The organism is Haloarcula sp. CBA1122, from assembly GCF_009741785.1.
Classification (GTDB): Archaea; Halobacteriota; Halobacteria; order Halobacteriales; family Haloarculaceae; genus Haloarcula; species Haloarcula hispanica.
Genome location: NZ_WPCB01000012.1, coordinates 1 through 18,901, shown reverse-complemented (window position 1 = coordinate 18,901; position 18,901 = coordinate 1). Strand labels below are relative to the sequence as shown.

At 63.5% G+C, this 18,901-nt stretch carries 15 protein-coding genes and 2 pseudogenes; 13 read left to right on the top strand and 4 right to left on the bottom strand.

Going from position 1 to position 18,901, the window contains the following annotated elements; all coding sequences use genetic code 11:
• Window positions 1-8: 8 nt before the first annotated feature.
• The 3 genes from GJ630_RS06735 to GJ630_RS06725 are packed head-to-tail and all read right to left on the bottom strand — an operon-like array spanning window position 9 to window position 3,765.
• Entirely contained in the window at window positions 9-1,001 is a 993-nt protein-coding gene (locus tag GJ630_RS06735) for an ABC transporter permease (RefSeq protein WP_008312092.1), read from the bottom strand.
• A complete protein-coding gene (locus GJ630_RS06730) occupies window positions 1,001-2,101 on the bottom strand; it encodes an ABC transporter permease (RefSeq protein WP_191449597.1) in 1,101 nt (366 codons plus the stop codon). The genes GJ630_RS06735 and GJ630_RS06730 overlap by 1 nt, the downstream gene beginning before the upstream one ends.
• Window positions 2,101-3,765 (bottom strand): ABC transporter ATP-binding protein, encoded by a 1,665-nt coding sequence (locus tag GJ630_RS06725; protein ID WP_191449596.1) that lies wholly within the window; start codon window positions 3,763-3,765, stop codon window positions 2,101-2,103. Before GJ630_RS06725 ends, GJ630_RS06730 begins: the two co-directional genes overlap by 1 nt.
• 307 nt (window positions 3,766-4,072) lie before the next feature.
• On the opposite strand from GJ630_RS06725, the gene GJ630_RS06720 reads away from it, so the two are divergent.
• Both GJ630_RS06720 and GJ630_RS06715 read left to right on the top strand, forming a co-directional pair.
• Entirely contained in the window at window positions 4,073-5,224 is a 1,152-nt protein-coding gene (locus tag GJ630_RS06720) for a BMP family ABC transporter substrate-binding protein (RefSeq protein ID WP_191449595.1), read from the top strand.
• Window positions 5,225-5,419: 195 nt separating this feature from the next.
• Window positions 5,420-6,547 carry a BMP family ABC transporter substrate-binding protein gene (locus GJ630_RS06715; protein WP_014031284.1) on the top strand — a complete coding sequence of 376 codons (1,128 nt, stop codon included), beginning with the start codon at window positions 5,420-5,422 and terminating at the stop codon, window positions 6,545-6,547.
• A gap of 95 nt (window positions 6,548-6,642) precedes the next feature.
• Here GJ630_RS06715 and GJ630_RS06710 read toward each other — a convergent pair whose 3' ends face one another.
• Entirely contained in the window at window positions 6,643-8,358 is a 1,716-nt protein-coding gene (locus tag GJ630_RS06710) for an amidohydrolase family protein (protein ID WP_191449594.1), read from the bottom strand.
• Window positions 8,359-8,507: 149 nt separating this feature from the next.
• On the opposite strand from GJ630_RS06710, the pseudogene GJ630_RS20490 reads away from it, so the two are divergent.
• The 11 genes and pseudogenes from GJ630_RS20490 to GJ630_RS06655 all read left to right on the top strand — a co-directional run.
• Window positions 8,508-9,739: pseudogene (locus GJ630_RS20490) on the top strand (Zn-dependent hydrolase).
• A gap of 203 nt (window positions 9,740-9,942) precedes the next feature.
• Window positions 9,943-10,521: a (2Fe-2S)-binding protein gene (locus GJ630_RS06700; RefSeq protein ID WP_191449593.1), complete on the top strand. Its 579-nt coding sequence runs from the start codon at window positions 9,943-9,945 to the stop codon at window positions 10,519-10,521.
• Window positions 10,514-12,964 carry a xanthine dehydrogenase family protein molybdopterin-binding subunit gene (locus GJ630_RS06695; RefSeq protein ID WP_191449592.1) on the top strand — a complete coding sequence of 817 codons (2,451 nt, stop codon included), beginning with the start codon at window positions 10,514-10,516 and terminating at the stop codon, window positions 12,962-12,964. The genes GJ630_RS06700 and GJ630_RS06695 overlap by 8 nt, the downstream gene beginning before the upstream one ends.
• A 159-nt stretch (window positions 12,965-13,123) precedes the next feature.
• Entirely contained in the window at window positions 13,124-13,492 is a 369-nt protein-coding gene (locus tag GJ630_RS06690; protein WP_014031289.1) for a hypothetical protein, read from the top strand.
• The gene (locus tag GJ630_RS06685) at window positions 13,485-13,844 is read left to right on the top strand and encodes a hypothetical protein (RefSeq protein WP_064289041.1); all 360 of its coding nucleotides are present in this window, start codon (window positions 13,485-13,487) and stop codon (window positions 13,842-13,844) included. The genes GJ630_RS06690 and GJ630_RS06685 overlap by 8 nt, the downstream gene beginning before the upstream one ends.
• 134 nt (window positions 13,845-13,978) lie before the next feature.
• Complete coding sequence (locus GJ630_RS06680; protein ID WP_151104079.1) at window positions 13,979-14,548, top strand: (2Fe-2S)-binding protein; 570 nt, start codon at window positions 13,979-13,981, stop codon at window positions 14,546-14,548.
• A pseudogene (locus GJ630_RS06675) lies at window positions 14,545-17,024 on the top strand (xanthine dehydrogenase family protein molybdopterin-binding subunit). Before GJ630_RS06680 ends, GJ630_RS06675 begins: the two are co-directional and overlap by 4 nt.
• A 100-nt stretch (window positions 17,025-17,124) precedes the next feature.
• The gene (locus GJ630_RS06670) at window positions 17,125-17,496 is read left to right on the top strand and encodes a DsrE/DsrF/TusD sulfur relay family protein (RefSeq protein WP_014031293.1); all 372 of its coding nucleotides are present in this window, start codon (window positions 17,125-17,127) and stop codon (window positions 17,494-17,496) included.
• A complete protein-coding gene (locus tag GJ630_RS06665) occupies window positions 17,493-17,846 on the top strand; it encodes a DsrE family protein (protein ID WP_014031294.1) in 354 nt (117 codons plus the stop codon). Before GJ630_RS06670 ends, GJ630_RS06665 begins: the two co-directional genes overlap by 4 nt.
• Window positions 17,847-17,848: 2 nt before the next feature.
• The gene (locus GJ630_RS06660; protein WP_191449591.1) at window positions 17,849-18,094 is read left to right on the top strand and encodes a hypothetical protein; all 246 of its coding nucleotides are present in this window, start codon (window positions 17,849-17,851) and stop codon (window positions 18,092-18,094) included.
• Window positions 18,091-18,901, top strand: an 811-nt coding sequence (locus GJ630_RS06655) for an XdhC family protein (protein ID WP_197427624.1), incomplete at its 3' end; no start/stop codon positions are given. The genes GJ630_RS06660 and GJ630_RS06655, both read left to right, overlap by 4 nt.

The window sequence follows — 18,901 nt, the reverse complement described above, 5'->3', positions numbered from 1 at the left end:
ACTATCCGTTAATCCGTCTCGCGGCTGTAGGACTGCAACAGCGCCGAGGGGACCGCGAGCTGGTCGCTCTTGGTTCGGATGACGGCGTAAGCCAGTACGAGAATCGTCGCCAGATACGGGTACGTCCCCATGATCTGTGGGTTCATGAGGAACTCAACGATGGGATTGATAACCCCGGCGAGTGGCGCGTCAGGACCCACCGTCAGCGAGATGGACTGCGAGCGGATTCGGAGCGCGTCGAGCAGGCCGAACAGGTAGGCTCCGACCAGCATCCGGCGGGGCCGCCACTGTGCGAAGATGACCAGCGCGACGGCGATCCAGCCACGGCCCGCGGTCATGCCGGGGACCCAGAGCTGTGAGAACGCCAGCGAGAGGTGTGCCCCGGCCGCGCCGGCGAACCCGCCGCCGATGAGCACCGCGAGATACCGCAGTCTGAACACGGACACGCCCATCGTGTCCGCCATCTCGGGGTCTTCGCCGACGGCTATCATCTCCAGTCCGAGGTTCGAGTGGTACAGGAAGTACCAGACCACGACCAGCAAGCCGAGCGCGAGGTAGTCCGTCGCCGTGCTCCGGAAGAAGGCCTCACCGATGACCGGGATATCGACGAGATACTGTCCGACAAACGGGAGCGTCATCTGCGGGAAGCCGTCGATGGACTCCTCGACCCAGCCGGAACCGAAAAACGTCGTGAGACCGGTCCCCAGCAGTGTCAGCATGACGCCGCTGATGACCTGGTTCGACTTCAGCGTGATACAGAGGAACGCGTGGACTAGCGCAAGCACCATGCCAAGGAGAATGCCGACACCGAATCCGAGCCAGTGACTCCCCGTGAGGACGGTAGTGATGAACCCACCGAGCGCACCGACGAGCATCATCCCTTCGACGCCGAGGTTGAGGACCCCCGCCCGCTCGCTGATGAGTTCCCCCATCCCGGCGAGGAGGAGCACCGTCGCCGCCTGAACGGTGGCATCGAGCAGTCCGGCGATGAAACTCACCATCAGTCGTCACCCCGTTGTGGCTGGGCCGGTGTCTCCGCTGGCCCGCGTTTTACGTCGATGCCGACACGGTAGCTCTTGAAGAACTCCGCAGTGATGAGGAAGAGGATGACCAGCGCCTGGATGATCTCGACCAGCGCCGCGGGCACGCCAAAGGCCACTTCCATGCTCGACCCGCCGACGAACAGCACAGCGAAGAACAGCCCCGCGAGCATCACCTTGAACGCGCTGTTGCGACCCAGCAGCGCAATCGGAATTGCGGTGAAGCCGTACCCCGGTTCGAACCCGGCGCGGTAGCGACCCTGTGCGCCGGCGATTTCGCTGATGCCGCCCATGGCAGCGAACGCGCCCCCGACGACGAATACCAGGAGGTACACGTAGAACTTGCTCATGCCCGCCTGCTGGGCGGCCTCGTCGTTCGAACCGACGAACGTGATTTCGAACCCGAGTCGCGTTTTCGTCATCAGGACGTAGGTCACCACGACCATGCAGACGGCGACGAGTAAGCCGGCGTGGACGCCGCCGAACAGCTCCGGAATCGTCGCGGCCTCGGAGAACCGCTCGGACTGCGGGAAGTTCCCCGTCCCGCCCTGCATCGGTCCCCTGAGCAGGTAGCTCTGGATTTCGAGCGCGACGAACGTCAGTAGTAGCGACGTGATAATCTCGTTGACGTCCCATCTCGCGCGCAGGTAGGCCGGAATGCCCGCCCAGATACCGCCGGCGACGGCCGCGGCGACGAACATCAGCGGGACCAGTGCGAGCCCCGGGAGCGAGACGTTCAGCCCGATCCAGGTTCCGGCAAGCGCACCGGCGACGAGTTGCCCCTCGGCCCCGATGTTGAACAGTCCTGCCTTCAACGGGAGATACACCGCCAGGCCCGTGAGAATCAGCGGTACAGCCTTCGTCAGCGTCTCTCTGAGACCGAACTCGGTAAAGAGCGTATCGACGAACATCGTCGTGTACGCCGCGACGGGGTTCACGTCGAGGACGACCAGCGCGATGGCGCTCACTGCCAGCGCGGCCAGTACGGTGAACACGGGCGTCCCGTACGCCAGCCAGACGGGAATGTCCTCGCGTGCGTCGACGTTTACTGCGACGTTCATCAGCTCTCACCCTCCTGTGTGACCCCGGACTGGGGCGGTGGGACACCGGTTTCGTCGCCGTCGTCCCCACCACCGCCGGTCATCTCCAGACCGATCCGTTCCCGGTCGGCCTCGGCCGGTGTCGTTTCGTAGACGAACTCGCCCTCGTAGACGACGAGAATTCTGTCGCTCAGGTCGAAAAGCTCGTCCAAATCCTCCGAGAGCAGGATAATACCGGTGCCCGCCTTGCGCTGTTCGAGCAGCGTCTCTCTGATGAACTCGATTGCGCCGACGTCGACGCCACGGGTCGGCTGGTTCGCGATGAGCAGGTCCGGGTCGCGGTAGATTTCCCGCGCCAAGATGAGCTTCTGGAGGTTCCCCCCGGAGAGGTCGCCGGCCTTGGTCTCGGTCACGTCGCTGACACCGCGGACGTCGAACTCCTCAACCAGTGTTTCGGCGTACGATTGGAGTTCCCCGTAGTCCAGGAACGGCCGGTCGCCGAACCGGCCGTCCCTGAAGTCTTTCATCGTGGCGTTGTGCATCACCGAGAGGTCCTCGGCACAGCCGTACTGGAGTCGGTCCTCGGGGACGAACGAGACGCCGCTGTCGACGAACGTCTTCGGTTTCGCGCCGGTGATGTCCTCGCCGTTGACCACTAGCTCACCGGCCGTCACGTCCCGGATGCCAGCCATGACCTCGGCGAGTTCCTTCTGGCCGTTGCCGCTCACGCCCGCAATACCGACGATCTCGCCCTGCCGAACCATCAGGTCGATACCGGAGAGCGCTTCGATATCTCGGTTGTCGGTGGCCTCAACCCCGCGTGCGCGCAGAACCGGCTCACCGAGGTCGACAGCGTCCCTGTCGATTTCGAACAGCACTTCGCGGCCGACCATCATCTCCGCGAGGTCCGCACGGGAGACCGACGAGACCTCGGCGGTACCGACGTTTTGCCCCTCCCGGAGAACCGTTACGCGGTCGACGATAGCGTCGACCTCCGTGAGCTTGTGGGTAATGAAGATTATCGAGAGTCCCTCGTCAGTCAGCCGTTCGAGCGAGTCGAAGAGCCGCTCGGCCTCGGTCGGCGTGAGGACTGCCGTCGGTTCGTCGAGAATCAGGAGGTCGACATCCCGGTACAGCGCCTTGAGTATCTCGACGCGCTGTTGCTGGCCGACGTCGAGCTCCCAGATCTTCGCGCTCACGTCGATGTCGAACCCGTACTGATCCGCCAGGTCCTGAATCCGCTGCTCGGGGACGTCGAGACCGAGCGAGAACTGGCCGGCGAGCGACTGGACGAGACTGTTGTTCCGGACCGCCGCCGGGAGCCAGCTGTCCTCGGCATCGCTGCGAAACGCTGTGGCCGGTTCACGTTCACCGAGCACGACGTTCTCGGCGACGGTCAGGCGTGGTATCAGCATGAAGTGCTGGTGGACCATCCCGATCCCGGCGTCGATAGCGTCCTGTGGCGACTCCAGGTCGAGCCGCTCGCCGTCGAGATAGATATCGCCGTGGTCCTGAGAGTAGAGCCCGTACAGAATCTTCATCAGCGTGCTTTTTCCCGCGCCGTTTTCACCGAGGAGGCCGTGGATTTCCCCGCGCTCGACGGAGAGGTTGACGTGGTCGTTGGCGACGACCCCAGGGAACTCCTTCAGAATCCCCTCCATCCTGAGCGTGGTGTGTTCGGACATGCTCTCTGATCTTGGCCGGGTATCAACAATGTAGTGGCATAATTGTTTCCAAAGGTAGCCATATTCGCCGTCCAGAACGGGAAATGCCGGACATTTGCCAAGTATCAGTTGTTATGTGTTAGCGTCCGTTGTCGACGTCCATCCAGTCTGTCGTGACAGCCAGTAGGATAGACATATGCTGCAGATAATCACCATATACGTATGATAGATTTGGTTTTGTGGCACATATATTGATAATAGGGTAGAAAAAGCTGCACGAACGGGACAATTTAAGTGATTGTTTCTGCAATGGGAATCCGGATAGTGAATGGTTGACAAGAAACACACCAAATCGAGACGGGAACTACTGACAGCACTTGGGGCAGCAGGAATCACCGGACTCGCCGGTTGTAGCGGTGGTGATGACGGAGGCGATGGCGAAGCAGCCACCGACACCGCCGATGGCGGGGCTGCTGACGGGACCACAACCGGTAGTGACGGCGGGTCCGGAACGGATTCGGTCACGGCGGCCTGGGTGTACAACTCGGAGGTCGGGGACCTCGGCTGGTCCTGGGCCCACAACGAGGGACGGGAGGCGGTTACAGAAGAATACGACTGGCTGAAGACGGAGTACACCGAGGCTGTCGCCCCCGCTGATTCCGAGCGGGTGTTCGAACAGTACGCACAGGGTGACGCCGACATCATCTTCGGCTGTACGTTCGAGTACCAGGACCCGATGGCGGCCGTGGCGGAGCAGTACCCCGACACGTACTTCGAACACAACACCGGCTACCTGACGATGGAGAACATGGGCCGGTACATGGGCCGGATCTATCAGCCTCGATATCTCGCCGGACAGGCCGCCGGTACCGTCACGGAGACAGATACGCTGGGATACGTGGCGGCATTCCCGATTCCCGAGGTCATCCGTGGCATCAACGCCTACGCGCTCGGGGCTGCGTCAGTCAACGACAGCGCGACGCTGAAGGTCAGATGGACGAACTCCTGGTTCGACCCGCCAACCGAAAGCGAGGCGGCGAACGCCCTGCTGGACGAAGACGTCGACGTGATGGCCCAGCATCAGGACTCCCCCGCTGCACTCCGTGCGGCCTCCGATGCGGGTATCTGGGCGACTGGCTACGACGCCCCGATGGGCGACATCGCCGGCGAGAACTATCTCACGTCCCCGATCTGGCACTGGGAAGAGTTCTACGGCCCGACTATCGAGTCTGTCAGGAACGGCACCTGGGAGTCCGACGCGTACTGGGAGGGTATCGACTCGGGCATCTGTAGCCTGGACGACTGGGGACCGGATGTGCCCCAAGAAGCGAAAGACACCGTCTCGGAGTCGCGGTCGGCGATACTCAACGGCGAGCGAGACGTCTGGGCCGACTCGGCGTTCGAAGGCGAGAGCGACGAGTTCCTCTTCCAGCAGATGAGCAGTTACGTCGACGCTGTCGAGGGGGAGGTCCCGAACTGATTCTGCCACCGGCACACAGCTGACGTACTCATCTGCAGTTGCTGGGGCCTTTCAGACGGCTGTGACCACGGTCGTAGTAGTATCGAGCCACGAAGACGATTTTCGGTCACGTTCACGCAAATATATTTGTTCGCTGTAAGATCAAAGATGGTATCTCTTAAGTAGGAGTTTTCGCTACGTCTACTCAGTTCAGTAATGGTGAATACCAACCGAACGATATCGCGGCGGGAGATGCTGGGTGCCATCGGGGCGTCAGGGGTAACCGCGCTAGCCGGCTGTAGTGGTGGCGACAGCGGGAGCGACGACGGTGATTCGACTGATGGCACTACGACCGGTAGCGACGAAGGCTCCGGGTCAGACTCGGTGACTGCTGCCTGGGTGTACATCTCGGAGGTCGGCGACCTCGGCTGGTCCCATGCACACGACGAGGGGCGGAAGGCGGTCGACGAGAAATACGACTGGCTGGAAACCGAGTACACGGAGGCTGTCGCGCCTGAAGACTCGGAGCGCGTTTTCGAGCAGTACGCGCAGGGTGACGCCGACATCGTCTTCGGGACGACGTTTGGCTACCAGGACCCGATGTTCAACATTGCGGAACAGTACCCCGACACGTACTTCGAACACGCGACCGGCTATCGCACCCGGGAGAACATGGGACGGTACATGGGCCGGATTTACCAGCCCCGGTATCTGGCCGGTCAGGCAGCCGGAATGGTGACCGAGAACAACACTATCGGCTACGTCGCCGCCTTCCCGATCCCCGAAGTCATTCGCTCCATCAACGCGATGGCGCTCGGCGCGCGATCGGTGAACCCGGACGCGACATTCAAAATCCGGTGGGTCAACGCGTGGTTCGACCCCCAGACCTCAAAGCAGGCGGCCAACTCGCTTATCGATGAAGGGTGTGACGTCATCTCGCAAGAGCAGGACTCCCCTGCTCCGGTCAGGGCCGCAAACGAGGCGGACGTGTGGGCCTCCGGCTACAACGCGCCGATGGGCGAGTTCGGCGGCGACAACTACCTCGTCTCCCCGGTGTGGAACTGGGAAGAGGTGTACGACCCGACCATCTCCGCAGTCCGGGACGGAACCTGGGAAGCCGATGCCTTCTGGGGCGGCATGGAGACGAACCTCCCTGCACTCGACGAGTGGGGACCGGAGGTCCCACAGGAAGTCAAAGACACCGTCGCCGAGACGGAAGAGCAAATCGTCAACGGCGAACTCGACGTCTGGGCCGGCTCCGAGTTCGAGGGTGAGAGCGACGAATTCCTGTTCCAGGAGATGAACAGTTTCGTCGACGCCGTCGACGCCGACGTGCCGGAGTAAGACAGTCCGACCTCAGCGGTCGTATTTCAGCCACGGATTGCCACAGCGGTGGCTAACAGGCAAGCCAATCAATCGGGTGCCGACAGGGCGGCCATCTAGTCATCAGCAGCACGGTCGAGTGCCGGACGGGTCGCACCACCCCATTCCTCATAGGAGCGAAGCACGTCGCCGTTTCGCTCCCCGGTCAGTTCGCCGTCCCGGACCGCAACCTGGCCGCCGACGAGGACGTACGCCATTCCATCGGAGAACTGAAACGGGTCCTCGTAGGTCGCGTTCGCCGACACCGAGTCGAGGTCGAAGGCCACGAGGTCCGCGACGTACCCCTCGCGGACGTACCCGCGGTCCCTGAGACCGAGGATATCGGCCGGATGTCCCGCGGCCTTGTATGCCATCAGTTCCGGCGAGAGCACGTCCCGCTCACGAACGTACCGTTCGAGAATGCGACTGAACGCCCCGATAGCCCGCGGGTGGGGTTTCCCGCCAAAGATACCGTCCGTACAGAACGTGCCGCGGTCGTCCGCGAGGAACCGCTCGATGTCTTCCTCGGCCATCACGAAGTCGGCCATCGTCACGTCCAGTTCTTCGGCGACGAGCAGGTCACACATCGCGTCGACCGGGTCGCGCCCGGTTTCGGCGGCGATATCCCCGATAGTATCACCCTGATAGCGGCCGCTCCCAGTCCGCGTCACGAGGATATTGTCCCACGATCCAGCGGCGTACGCGAGATTCTCCCAGTCACCCGGCTGGGAGATGTCAGCGGCGATACGGTCCCGGACTGCCGCGGAGTTGAGACGGTGACGGATGGCCTCCGAATCGCCCTGCCGTGCCCACGGCGGCAACAGCGCGGTGAGCATCGTCGACCCGGCCGTGTAGGGGTACTGGTCGAAGGTGACCCGCTGGCCCCGGGCGGCGGCATCGTCGAACAGGTCGAGCACGGCCTCGGAATCCCCCCAGTTCTGCTGGCCGCCGACCTTGAGATGTGAGACGTGGGCGTGACAGCCGCCGCGCCGACAGATGTCGAGATATCGGTCGATAGATTCGACCACGCGGTCCGTCTCGTTCCAGACGTGGGAGATCATGAACGAGTCGCGCTTGGCGAGGGTATCCGCAAGCGCCACCAGTTCGTCGTCGCGAGCGTACGAACTCGGCGGGTAGATCATCCCTTTGGACATGCCGAACGCGCCTTCTTCCAGCGCTACCTCGAGTTCCTGTCGAATCGCATCGAGTTCACCGGGCGCTGTGTCGTGGTCGGACGTTGGTCTGTCCAGCCGTCGACTGGTGACTGGCCCGGCGGCGACGACGTGTTCACCGCCGAGCGGGCGGTCCTCGAACCCGGCCAACATCGACCTGATGTTGCCATGGGGGGCGTAGTACGCGCAGTTGACAGCGGGCTCGACGGATTCGAGCGCCGCGAGGTAGCCGTCAACGGTGTGCCAGGGCCACGTTTCGCCGAGCGTGCCGTCGAGTGATTTGACCCGTTGTGCCCATTCGTCGGTGAGGTTCGGTGGCACCGGGGCGACGCTGACCCCGTCCTGGCCGAGGACTTCCGTCGTGATTCCCTGCGTCAGTTTCTCCTCCGCATCGGGATGCTCGAACAGTCGGAGCTCGGAATGCGCGTGCATATCGATGAACCCCGGCGCGAGATACGACCCGTCGAGGTCGACCACGCGGTCGGCCGCAAGCGGGGCTTCGCCGATAGCGTCGATTCGACCGTCGGCGACACGCACGCTCGCAGTGAACGGAGGGCGACCGCTCCCGTCCAGCACCCGCGCGTCTCTGAACGCGATGGACGCGGCACTCAGCTCGGTCATGTCTGCTGACTCGCGGAACGGTCGTTTGGCTCTTTCGGTGGTCTCAACCGTGTGTGACAGGGGGCGAGCGCGTGCCACACCGTGTCTGTCGATCTGTGTGGGGCCACCCCGACACAATCTTCAAGACGACACCGCGGAACAGCTACGCAATGCCATCCGTCAGTCTCGATAGCGAGCGGTTCAGACGGCGCTTCGATACGTTCAACAAGATCGGCGCGACAGAACGGGGCGGCGTGAACAGGCCGAGCCTGTCCGACGAGAACAAGGCGGCCCGTGATACGCTCGTCGAGTGGTTCCGCGAGGCCGGGCTGGGAGTCCGTATCGATACGATGGGCAACATCTTCGGTCGGCGGGCGGGAACTGACAGCGACGCCGCGCCGGTCCTGATCGGGTCACACATCGACAGCCAGTACAACGGCGGGCGGTACGACGGCGTTATCGGCGTCCTCGGTGGATTGGAAGTCATCGAGGCGTTCAACGACGCCGGCGTGACGACCGAACGTCCACTGGAGGTCGTTGCCTGGAGCAACGAGGAGGGCGTCCGTTTTCAGCCGGATATGCTCGGCAGCGGTGTCTACTGTGATATCTTCGACCTCGACTACGCCTACGCGCGCGAAGACAAGGACGGCAAGCGGTTCGGCACCGAACTCGAACGCATCGGCTACAAGGGCGAAACACCCTGTGAAGCGACGATATCCACTGCTACTTTGAGATGCACGTCGAGCAGGGGCCGTTTCTCGAACAGCAGGACATCCCCGTCGCCGCTGTCGAGGGCGTGTTCGGCTTTGCCTGGCTGAACGTCACCTTCGAGGGGCAGGCCAACCACGCCGGACCGACGCCGATGGATATGCGCCACGATGCCTTCGTGGCGACGGCGGACGTAACCCGCGCGGTCCGACGGATCACGGCGACCGAGGGAACGGACCTCGTCGGCACGGTCGGCAGCGTCGACGTCTGGCCGAACGCCATCAACGTCATCCCCGAACGCGTAGAGTTCACGCTCGATTTCCGCTCGTACGACGATGCCGTGGTCGACGCGGCCGTCGAACAGATCAGGGAAGAGGTTGCCCACGCGGCCGAGCGCGAAGGCCTTGAATACGAGATAGAGGAAATAATGCGGGTCGACGCGGACCCGTTCGATCAGGGCTGCATTGACACAGTCGTTGAGGCCGCCGAGACGGTCGGCTGTGAGTACACGCGACTGGTCAGCGGCGCGGGCCACGATGCGAACTACCTCAACAAGATAGCTCCGACGAGCATGATTTTCGTTCCAAGCGTCGACGGAATCAGCCATCGCGAGAGCGAATTCACCGAATGGGATGACATCGTCACCGGGACTGAGGTACTGCTGAACGCTGTGCAGACGAAGGCCGCCGAGTGAGCCGTTCCGTTCCAAGCGTGTGAATATCACACATCTGGCACACGTCACACAGCGACTGTCTTGTCTGTCGCAGCTGTGTCAGCCTGTTGTCTGCTGGTGACCCGCGGCTTCGTCTGGCAACACTGCGATCAAACACCTGTGAACCATACATATATGAGATGGTGTTGCACACCTGTTCACTAACAGGCGTGTATCCGTAATGCATGCCGAAAACTGGAGGGTACTCTGTGGATATTGAACTCACAATCAACGGCGAGCGAACGAGAGTCGAAGCCGGGTCGGCGGAGGACCTGGCGACGGTTTTGAGACAACACGGCTACATCGGCGTGAAATGTGGCTGCGACGGCGGAGCCTGCGGCGCATCGAAGGTGTTCGTCGACGGCGAGGTGCGCATGGCCTGCGGAATGGCCGCGGCGGACGCCGACGGGAGTGAGATACAGACCGTCGCAGCGCTCAGAACACAGGACGACCTGCACCCGGTGCAGCAGGCGTTCGTCGACAACTTCGCCGTCCAGTGCGGGTTCTGTATCCCAGGGATGATAATTCAGGCGGTGGCACTGCTGGATTCGAATCCCGACCCAACCGAGCGGGAGGTTCGGGAGGCCTTAGACGACAACGTCTGTCGCTGCACTGGCTATCAGAAACCGGTCGAAGCCGTGCTGGACGCAGCACAGCGAATGCAGGGGGAACAGTCTGTCGCCGCAGACGGCGGCCACCCGGTCACTGTGGCACAGCATAGAGACGAGTCGACCAGTTGCTGTGGAGGTGGCTGCGATGAGTAACGACGACGAGACAGCCAAGGCCGACGGCGGAACGGCCTCACAGTCAGAGACTGTCGAAGACGAACGGTTCGAGGAGCACCCACTCGAATGGGACGAACCTGAGAACAACGATAAGGCCCCCGGCGAGCGCGACAGCGTCTCCCACCGGACGGAGAAGTACGACGACCGAAAGCTCGTCACTGGACAGGCGAAGTACACCGCCGACTACGAGGAGCGGTATCCCGACCTCGCGTACGCAGCGGTCGTCCGAAGCGAAATTCCACACGGCCGCGTGACTGGCATCGACACGAGTGCGGCCGAGGCGATGGACGGTGTCGAGGCGGTCTTGACACCCGAATCCGACACAGTGCCGGACGCCAAATACACCAGTGCTGGACAGTCCTACCCCGAGCCGAGCCCATGGGACATGCGCGTGCTGAACGAGCACGTCCGTTACATCGGCGACCCGATTGCCGCTGTCGCGGCAGAAGACCGGGCGACCGCGACTGCCGCCGTCGAGGCTATCGAGGTGTCGTACGAGGAGTACGACTACGTCACCGATCCGGAGGACGCCTTCAACGAAGACGCGCCACAGTTGTTCGAGGACGGCGAGGTCGAAAACGAGATCGTCGGCCACGACTACGACCGCAACCGAATGGCTCACATCGGGGGCGAACTGGGCGACGTGGACGGGGCGCTCGGCGACGACACCCACGTCCACGAAACCGAGTGGGAGACGATCCGCCAGTCCCACGCGAACGTCGAGAAACACACCTCGTTGGCGTACACAGACGAAGACGACCGCCACGTCCTCATCACCAGCACGCAGGTGCCGAACCACACGCGCCGCCAGCTCGCCCACCTGTTCGACATCCCGATCCGTGATATCCACGTGACGAAGCCGCGGGTCGGCGGCGGGTTCGGCGGGAAACAGGCGATGGTCGTCGAGCCGATTCCGCTCGCGCTGTCGCTTGCCACCGATCGCCCGGTCCTGTACGAAGCCAGCCGTGAGGAGGAGTTCTACGCGATGCGCTCGCGGCACCCAATGAAGGTCAAAGCGAAGACGGCCGTCACCGACGACGGCGACATCGAAGCCATCGACATCTACGCGCTTTCGAACACCGGCGCGTACGGCAGCCACGGCATGACCGTCGCGGGCAACGTCGGGAGCAAGCCGCTGCCGCTGTACTCGAAGGTCCCGAACGTCCACTTCGAGGCCGATATCGTTCACACGAACACGCCCCAGACCGGGGCGATGCGGGGGTACGGCGCGCCACAGGGCACGCTTGCGCTGGAAGGCCATCTCGACGAGGTCGCCCGCGACCTCGGTCTCGATCCCGTCGAGTTCCGACGCCGACACCACATGGAAGTCGGCGACCTCGACGAGATCGCGGGGATGATGGGCGGCGAAGGCGCGGAGCGCCGTATCCGGTCGTGTGGCCTCGACGAGTGCATCGAACGCGGGAAGGACGCTATCGGCTACGACGACCTCGAACAGCCCGCCGCAGACCATCTGCACCGCGGCATCGGGATGGCGCTGTCCGCGCAGGGGACCGGCGTCGCCGGCGACGAACTCGGGGCCGCCCAGATAATGATGAACGAGGACGGGAGCTTCCACCTGCAGGTCGGCGGCGTCGACATCGGGACGGGCGCTGACACGGCGTTCCTCCAGATCGCCGCCGAAGTGCTGGGCTGTGATGAGGCCGACATAGTCGTCAAGTCCGCCGATACTGACGTGACGCCCTTCGACTACGGCGCGTACGCCTCCTCGACGACCTACATCAGCGGTATGGCCGTGAAGAAGGCCGCAGAGGACGCAAGAGAGCGGATTCTCGACTGGGGATCGAAACTGCTCGGCGAGCCGACCGATAATCTGGAAACCGGCGACGGGACGGTGTACAGCGAGACCAGCGGTGATTCGGTCACGCTCGAAGAGATCGGCTACGAGGCCGCGTACGGCGACGACGAGCGCGAACACATCTTGGGGAAGGGGACGCACTGCACCGAAGAGAGTCCCCCGCCCTTCGCCGCGCAGTTCGCCGACGTGACCGTCGACGAGACCACCGGCGAGTTCGAGGTGCACGAACTGGTCGTCGCGGTCGACTGCGGCGTCGCCATCAACCCCGGCATGGCCGAGGGCCAGATCGAAGGCGCAAACCACATGAGCTACGAGATGGCCGTCAGCGAGGGGATCACCCTCGACGACGAGGGACGGGCGGAAGTGGCTGACTTCGACGAGTACGGACTGCCGTCGGCGACCGAGACGCCGCCCATCGAGTCGATTCTGGTCGAGACCCACGAGCCGACCGGTCCCTTCGGCGCGAAGTCGGTCGCCGAAGTCCCGACCAACACGGTCCCACCGGCGCTGTCCAACGCCGTCAGAGACGCCATCGGCGTCCGTATCCGGGAGATGCCGATTACCGCCGAAAAAATCAAGGCGAGGCTTGATGAGCGCAAGGACTGAGGAAGTCCCCCAGTTCGGTCCTATTCTGTCCGCAGTTGAGGCTACCGAAGTCACCTGTTGGTTTATTTGTTTAAAATTATGAACTATAGTAGCTGTCGGTATAATCAGTATGTCCAGTACAGCAGTATATTTAATATACTCAGTACGTAACACCTGGGTATGCCAATCAGCGCGGACCGGTTCGAAGATATCCCGGACGACGTCGACACGCCCTCGCCGGAGACGAACGCGGGAGCGATTCTTGCGTTTCTCCGTGACAACCCCGAGAAGGCGTTTACCCGGAGCGAAATCGCTGCTGAAACTGGTGTCAAGAAAGGCTCTGTCGGCCCAACGCTCGTCCGACTGCGTGAACGGGGACGAGTCGACCACCGTGGGAATTACTGGCGCATCAGTGATCACGAGGCAAGCGTCGATACCGCCACGGCCCACGCCGCTGCCGCCATCGCCGCACACGAGGCCGACGGTGAGACACCGTCCTACGAAGACTGGCAGGAGCACGCGGTTGACCCGCGTGACATCGATGGGTAACGGTCGGTACAGTTCCGGCGACGTGTTCTGGGCCCCGGACCCGTACAACCGGGGCAACAATCCCCGCCCGTGGCTGGTCCTTACTGCAGACGCACTGCCATTCAGCGGGGAGGAGTACATCTGTGCTGGACTGACACTCAGTGACCTCCAGGATAACATCGCGATTGGAGACAACTGGTTAGCCGGTGGCAACCCGGACAGAGAATCGTACTGTTCGCCCTGGGTGCTCGCCACGGTCAAACACGATGCGGTAGCGAATCCACAGGGGCGGGTGGTCCCGGAGTTCACAGCCACGGTAACGAGACAAAGTGCCGAGTACATTACCGGCGACACCGACCGCGAGTCAGCCTGACCGACCCAGTCAGCTGAAGGGGCAAATAAACGACACACGCGGTTTGTCGCGGTTTGTGACGGCACTCACCCGCGACAGCTATTTATCGTTCTGTTCGTCACGTATCTGACATAGCCAGCGAGCTGATGAGCCATATGGAAATCGAACTGGAGATTAACGATGTGGAACGGACGGTCGAAGCGTCGAAGTCCGATTCGCTTCTCGATGTCCTTCGGCGGAACGGATACACCGGGGCGAAACGGGGGTGTGACACCGGCGCGTGTGGCTTCTGTACGGTACACGTCGACGGCGAGCCGGTGAAATCCTGCGTCGAGCCGGTGATGAACGTAGAGGACGCATCCATCGAGACAATCGAGGGCCTGGGCGAGCAGGACGACCTGCATCCGGTCCAGCAGGCCTTCGTCGACAACACCGCGTTGCAGTGTGGCTTTTGCATTCCGGGGATGATAATGCGCTCGACGGCGCTGCTAGAGGCGAACACGGACCCGACAGAGCAGGAGGTCCGGGAAGCGCTGTCGGACAACCTCTGTCGATGCACCGGCTACAAGAAAATCGTCGAAGCGGTGCTGGACGCCGCCGAGCGGATGGACGGCGGGACAGCCGTCGCCGCCGACGGTGGGAAGGCAGTCGAAGGCAACGAGAGGGTCGCAAATTCGACCGAGTGTACAGTCAACGACTGCGACTGCATGGAGGGCGGTCAGTGAGCGATTTCGACCGGGCTCGGGAGACGAGCGAGCAGCCCGACAGGACAGGGGTGGAAGACGCGGCCCCTGCCGGAGCTGAGAAGGAGTCAGAGGCGGACGTGCACGGGAACCTGACCGGAAGCCCAAATCCGAACGCGACACCATCACGGCGGACGAGGAGAAAGACGACGCGCGGAAGATCGTGACCGGGGAGGCCCGTTACACGGCGGACTACCGCGACCGGTTTCCAGACCTCGCCCACGGGAAAGTGGTTCGCAGCGACATCGCCCACGGCTACGTCGAATCGGTCGACACGAGCGCCGCCGAGGCGATGGACGGCGTCGACGCCGTCATCACGCCGTTCGACGACGTAGTCCCGGACAAACTGTACTCCAGTTCGGGCCAGTCCTATCCCGAGCCGAGCCCGTGGGACCTGAAAGTGTTGCGCGAGCACGTCCGCTTCGTCGGCGACCCGGTCGCGGCCGTGGCGGCCGACGACCCGGAAGCGGCCGACCGCGCCGCACGGAAAATCGAAGTCGAATACCGGGAACTGGACGCCGTGTTCGACCCAGAGGAGGCCTTGGATGAAGACGCCCCGCAACTGTTCGAGACCGACGACGTGGAGAACAAGCAGTCGGGCGCGGACTACAGTAGAAACCTCGAATCACACTTCGAGGGGGAACTCGGTGACGTGGAGGCGGCGTTTGAGCGGGCCAGCAACGACGACGACCGGCACGTCATCGAGACGGAATGGGAAACGCCGTACCAGTCCCACTGCGTCCCGGAACCGCACACGACCATCGCCTACACGGACGAGGATGACCGGCACACGTTCATCACAGCGACGCAGGTCCCCTTTCACACCCGCCGCCAGATAGCGCACCTGTTCGACGTGCCCATCCGTGACGTACGGGTGACGAAGCCGCGCATCGGCGCGGGGTTCGGATCGAAACAGGAGATGGCGATAGAACCCATCGCCTTCGCGCTCCACCTGGCGGCGGGCCGACCGGTCAAACTGGAGATGAGTCGTCAGGAGGAGTTCACCGCGCTCCGCTTTCGACACCCGATGCGGATGCGGATGCGGACCGCGGTGACGGACGACGGCGATATCGAGGCGATGGACCTCTACACGCTGTCGAACTCGGGGGCATACGGCACCCACGGCATGACTGTCGCGAACAACGTCGGAACGAAGCCGCTTCCCCTCTATCCCCGGGTCCCGAACGTCCGCTTTGCAGGGGACGTGGTACACACGAACCTCCCCATGGGCGCGGCGATGCGGGGCTACGGCGCGCCACAGGGCCACTTCGCCGTCGAAGCGCACATGGACGAGGTGGCCCGCCGCCTCGACTTCGACCCCATCGAGTTCAGACTTCAAAACGCGGTCCGGGAGGGCGACCTCGACCGGAGCGTCGCAATCCTGAAGGACGGTGACCGGTTCACTCGACGGATTCGGTCGTGTGGCGTCCGCGAATGCGTCGACCGTGGAAAGGCGGCTATCGGCTACGACGAGCTCGAACAGCCCGAAGAAGACCACCTCAAACGCGGGGTCGGAATGGCACTCATCGCCCAGGGCAGCGGCGTCGCGGGCAAGGAACTCGGCGCGGCACAGGTGCAAATGAACGAGGACGGGAGCTTCCACCTGCAGGTCGGCGGCGTCGACACCGGCACGGGCGCGGACACGATGTTCTCCCAGATCGCCGCCGAGGTGCTGGGCTGCACTCCCGAGGACGTCGTCGTCATCGCTGCCGACACCGACCTGACGCCGTTCGACTACGGCGCGTACGCCTCCTCGACGACGTACATCAGCGGCCGCGCGGTCAAGAACGCCGCCGAGGACGCCAAAGAGCGGCTGCTAGAGTGGGGGTCGAAACTGCTCGACGAGCCGCCGGACGTGCTCGACACCGGCGACGGCGGCGTGTTCAGCGAACGGACCGGAAACCGCGTGTCGCTGGAGGAGATCGGCTACGAGGCCACTTACGGCGATGACGAGCGTGAACACATCCTCGGGGACGGGAACCACTCGACCGACGAGAGCCCGCCGCCCTACGGCGCGCAGTTCGTCGACGTGACCGTCGATACGGAGACCGGCGAGTACGAACTCAACAAGCTGGTGTTTGCAGCCGACTGCGGCGTCGCGATCAACCCCGCGCTGGTCGAGGGGCAGATCGAGGGCGGCGAGCACATGAGTCTCGAATACGCCACCAGCGGCGACCTCACCTTCGACGAGGAGGGCAACCCCGAAGTGCTCGGGTTCCGCCAGTACGGGATGCCACGGACGACCGACCACCCCGAGATGGAGACCATCCTCGTCGAGACACACGAACCCACGGGCCCCTTCGGCGCGAAATCTATCGCGGAACTCCCGACGAACGGCGTCCCGCCGGCGCTCTCGAACGCCATCTGCGACGCTGTCGGCGTTCGGCTGACCGAGCTACCGTTCACTGCGGAAGACGTGACGGCGGCACTCGATGAGCAGTCTGCTGGCGATGGGTGAGTTGGTTTCGAACAGTTTTCTTCCGATTAATATCACACACGGAGTGTTTTTTGTTGTGTCGAGCAAACTATTAAGAGCAGGTCGGCGAAATCTCGACAGTATGGCGTACATCGGGTTTCTGCTGACAGGCGGTCCCTTCGACAGCGAGCGATGGCGTACCGCCTACGAGCTGGGCCGGGCGGCGCTGGACCAAGGCCACGAGGTGAGCTACTTCCACTACCTCGACGGCGCGCTTGTCCCCGTCGCCGACCAGACGTTGCCCGGCTGTTCGGACAGCGGACTGTACGACGAGATGCCGACAGAGAAGTTTCAGGAGCTTATCGCGGACGGCGCGGACGTCATCTGCTGCGGGCTCTGTGTCGACGCGCGGGGAATCGATGCGCCGGCCGACTACCCCGAGGGCGTCGAAGTCGGGCTGCTTCCGGACCTGGCGGACATCATCGGTGAGGCTGACCGGGTGGTCTCGCTATGAAACGAGATGTCGTCGTGTTGCTCACCCGCGCTCCGTGCGGCCGAGTCCACATCCCGGAGGGGCTGCGTGCCGCCCGCGGCGTCGCAGCTGGCTTCGATATGCACGACGTGACGGTGATATTCACCCAGGACGGCGTGTACGGCGCTCGGGACGCTGTCGGCCGCGAGGCGCTCAACATGAGCGGGCACGTCGCCGACTTAGCGGAACAGGGCGGACAGATGATCGCGGACCGCGCGGCGATGGCCGAACGCGGCGTCGACGAGGGTGAAATCGCCGACGACGTAACAGTCTGGTCGGACGACCGCGTCACCGCCCGCATCCGTGACGCCGACCACACACTGGATTTCTGATAATGTTGTATCTCATCGACAAGCCGATGGCCGAAATCGGACTGCGAACCGCCGCCGGGGACCCAGAGGCGCACGTCGTCCTCATTCAGGACGGCGTCTACCTCTCACCGGATATCGACGCGCCAGTCTCGGCGGTCGCGAGGGACGTGGACGTACGGGGGGTCGACCTCACGCCGGACATCGACCCCATACCCTACGACGACGTAGTCGCTGCCATCGTCGAACAGGAGGTCAGGAGCTTCGTATGAGCCTGTTCGAACGCATCGACGAACTGGCCGAGCAGGGAGAGTCGGCGGCCTTGCTGACCATCGTCCGCAAGGACGGCAGTGCACCGCGGGACGTGGGGGACAAGATGGTCGTCACCGACGACGAGGAGTACGGGACCATCGGTGGCGGGACAGTCGAGCACCTCGCCGTCCAAGACGCTCGGTCAGTACTCTCGGGAGCCGACGACCCCGGCGTCCGGACGTACGAACTCGAACGCGGCGGTAACACGGGAATGGTCTGTGGCGGCGAGATGGAGGTGTTCATCGACCGCGTTCGCGGGCAGGCGCGGCTCTACATCGCCGGCGGGGGCCACATCAGCATGGAGCTGGCTCCGTTGGCGGAGCGACTTGGCTACGCCGTCACCGTGGTCGACGACCGCGAGGCCTACGCCGACCCAGGGCAGTTTCCCGACGCTACCGACGTGATTCACGGCGACTACGGCGAGGCGCTCGGCGACCTGCCGATGGGGACCGAGACAGCCGTGGCAGTTGCGACGCGGAGCGGGACGTTCGACCAGGACGCCGTCGCTGCGGCGCTGGACGGCGAAGCTGGCTACGTCGGCCTCGTCGCCAGCGAGACGAAGGCCAACCACGTCCTCGACTCGCTCGCCGAGTCGGGGTACGCCCGACGGGACCTCAGCCGGGTCCGAACGCCGGTGGGGCTCGACCTCGGCGGGAGCGGGCCGGCCGCCGTCGCGCTCTCGATTCTCGCCGAGGTCACCATGGACCGCCACGACGCCGCCGGTGAGCGGGCGACGCGCCTGAACCTCGACGACCTCGTCGTTGTCC

What these genes read in the sequence shown, in the direction of transcription:
- GJ630_RS06735 (WP_008312092.1), bottom strand. Translation starts at nt 1,001, where the DNA reads ATGGTGAGTTTCATCGCCGGACTGCTCGATGCCACCGTTCAGGCGGCG.
- GJ630_RS06730 (WP_191449597.1), bottom strand. Translation starts at nt 2,101, where the DNA reads ATGAACGTCGCAGTAAACGTCGACGCACGCGAGGACATTCCCGTCTGG.
- GJ630_RS06725 (WP_191449596.1), bottom strand. Translation starts at nt 3,765, where the DNA reads ATGTCCGAACACACCACGCTCAGGATGGAGGGGATTCTGAAGGAGTTC.
- GJ630_RS06720 (WP_191449595.1), top strand. Translation starts at nt 4,073, where the DNA reads ATGGTTGACAAGAAACACACCAAATCGAGACGGGAACTACTGACAGCA.
- GJ630_RS06715 (WP_014031284.1), top strand. Translation starts at nt 5,420, where the DNA reads ATGGTGAATACCAACCGAACGATATCGCGGCGGGAGATGCTGGGTGCC.
- GJ630_RS06710 (WP_191449594.1), bottom strand. Translation starts at nt 8,358, where the DNA reads ATGACCGAGCTGAGTGCCGCGTCCATCGCGTTCAGAGACGCGCGGGTG.
- GJ630_RS06700 (WP_191449593.1), top strand. Translation starts at nt 9,943, where the DNA reads ATGCCGAAAACTGGAGGGTACTCTGTGGATATTGAACTCACAATCAAC.
- GJ630_RS06695 (WP_191449592.1), top strand. Translation starts at nt 10,514, where the DNA reads ATGAGTAACGACGACGAGACAGCCAAGGCCGACGGCGGAACGGCCTCA.
- GJ630_RS06690 (WP_014031289.1), top strand. Translation starts at nt 13,124, where the DNA reads ATGCCAATCAGCGCGGACCGGTTCGAAGATATCCCGGACGACGTCGAC.
- GJ630_RS06685 (WP_064289041.1), top strand. Translation starts at nt 13,485, where the DNA reads ATGGGTAACGGTCGGTACAGTTCCGGCGACGTGTTCTGGGCCCCGGAC.
- GJ630_RS06680 (WP_151104079.1), top strand. Translation starts at nt 13,979, where the DNA reads ATGGAAATCGAACTGGAGATTAACGATGTGGAACGGACGGTCGAAGCG.
- GJ630_RS06670 (WP_014031293.1), top strand. Translation starts at nt 17,125, where the DNA reads ATGGCGTACATCGGGTTTCTGCTGACAGGCGGTCCCTTCGACAGCGAG.
- GJ630_RS06665 (WP_014031294.1), top strand. Translation starts at nt 17,493, where the DNA reads ATGAAACGAGATGTCGTCGTGTTGCTCACCCGCGCTCCGTGCGGCCGA.
- GJ630_RS06660 (WP_191449591.1), top strand. Translation starts at nt 17,849, where the DNA reads ATGTTGTATCTCATCGACAAGCCGATGGCCGAAATCGGACTGCGAACC.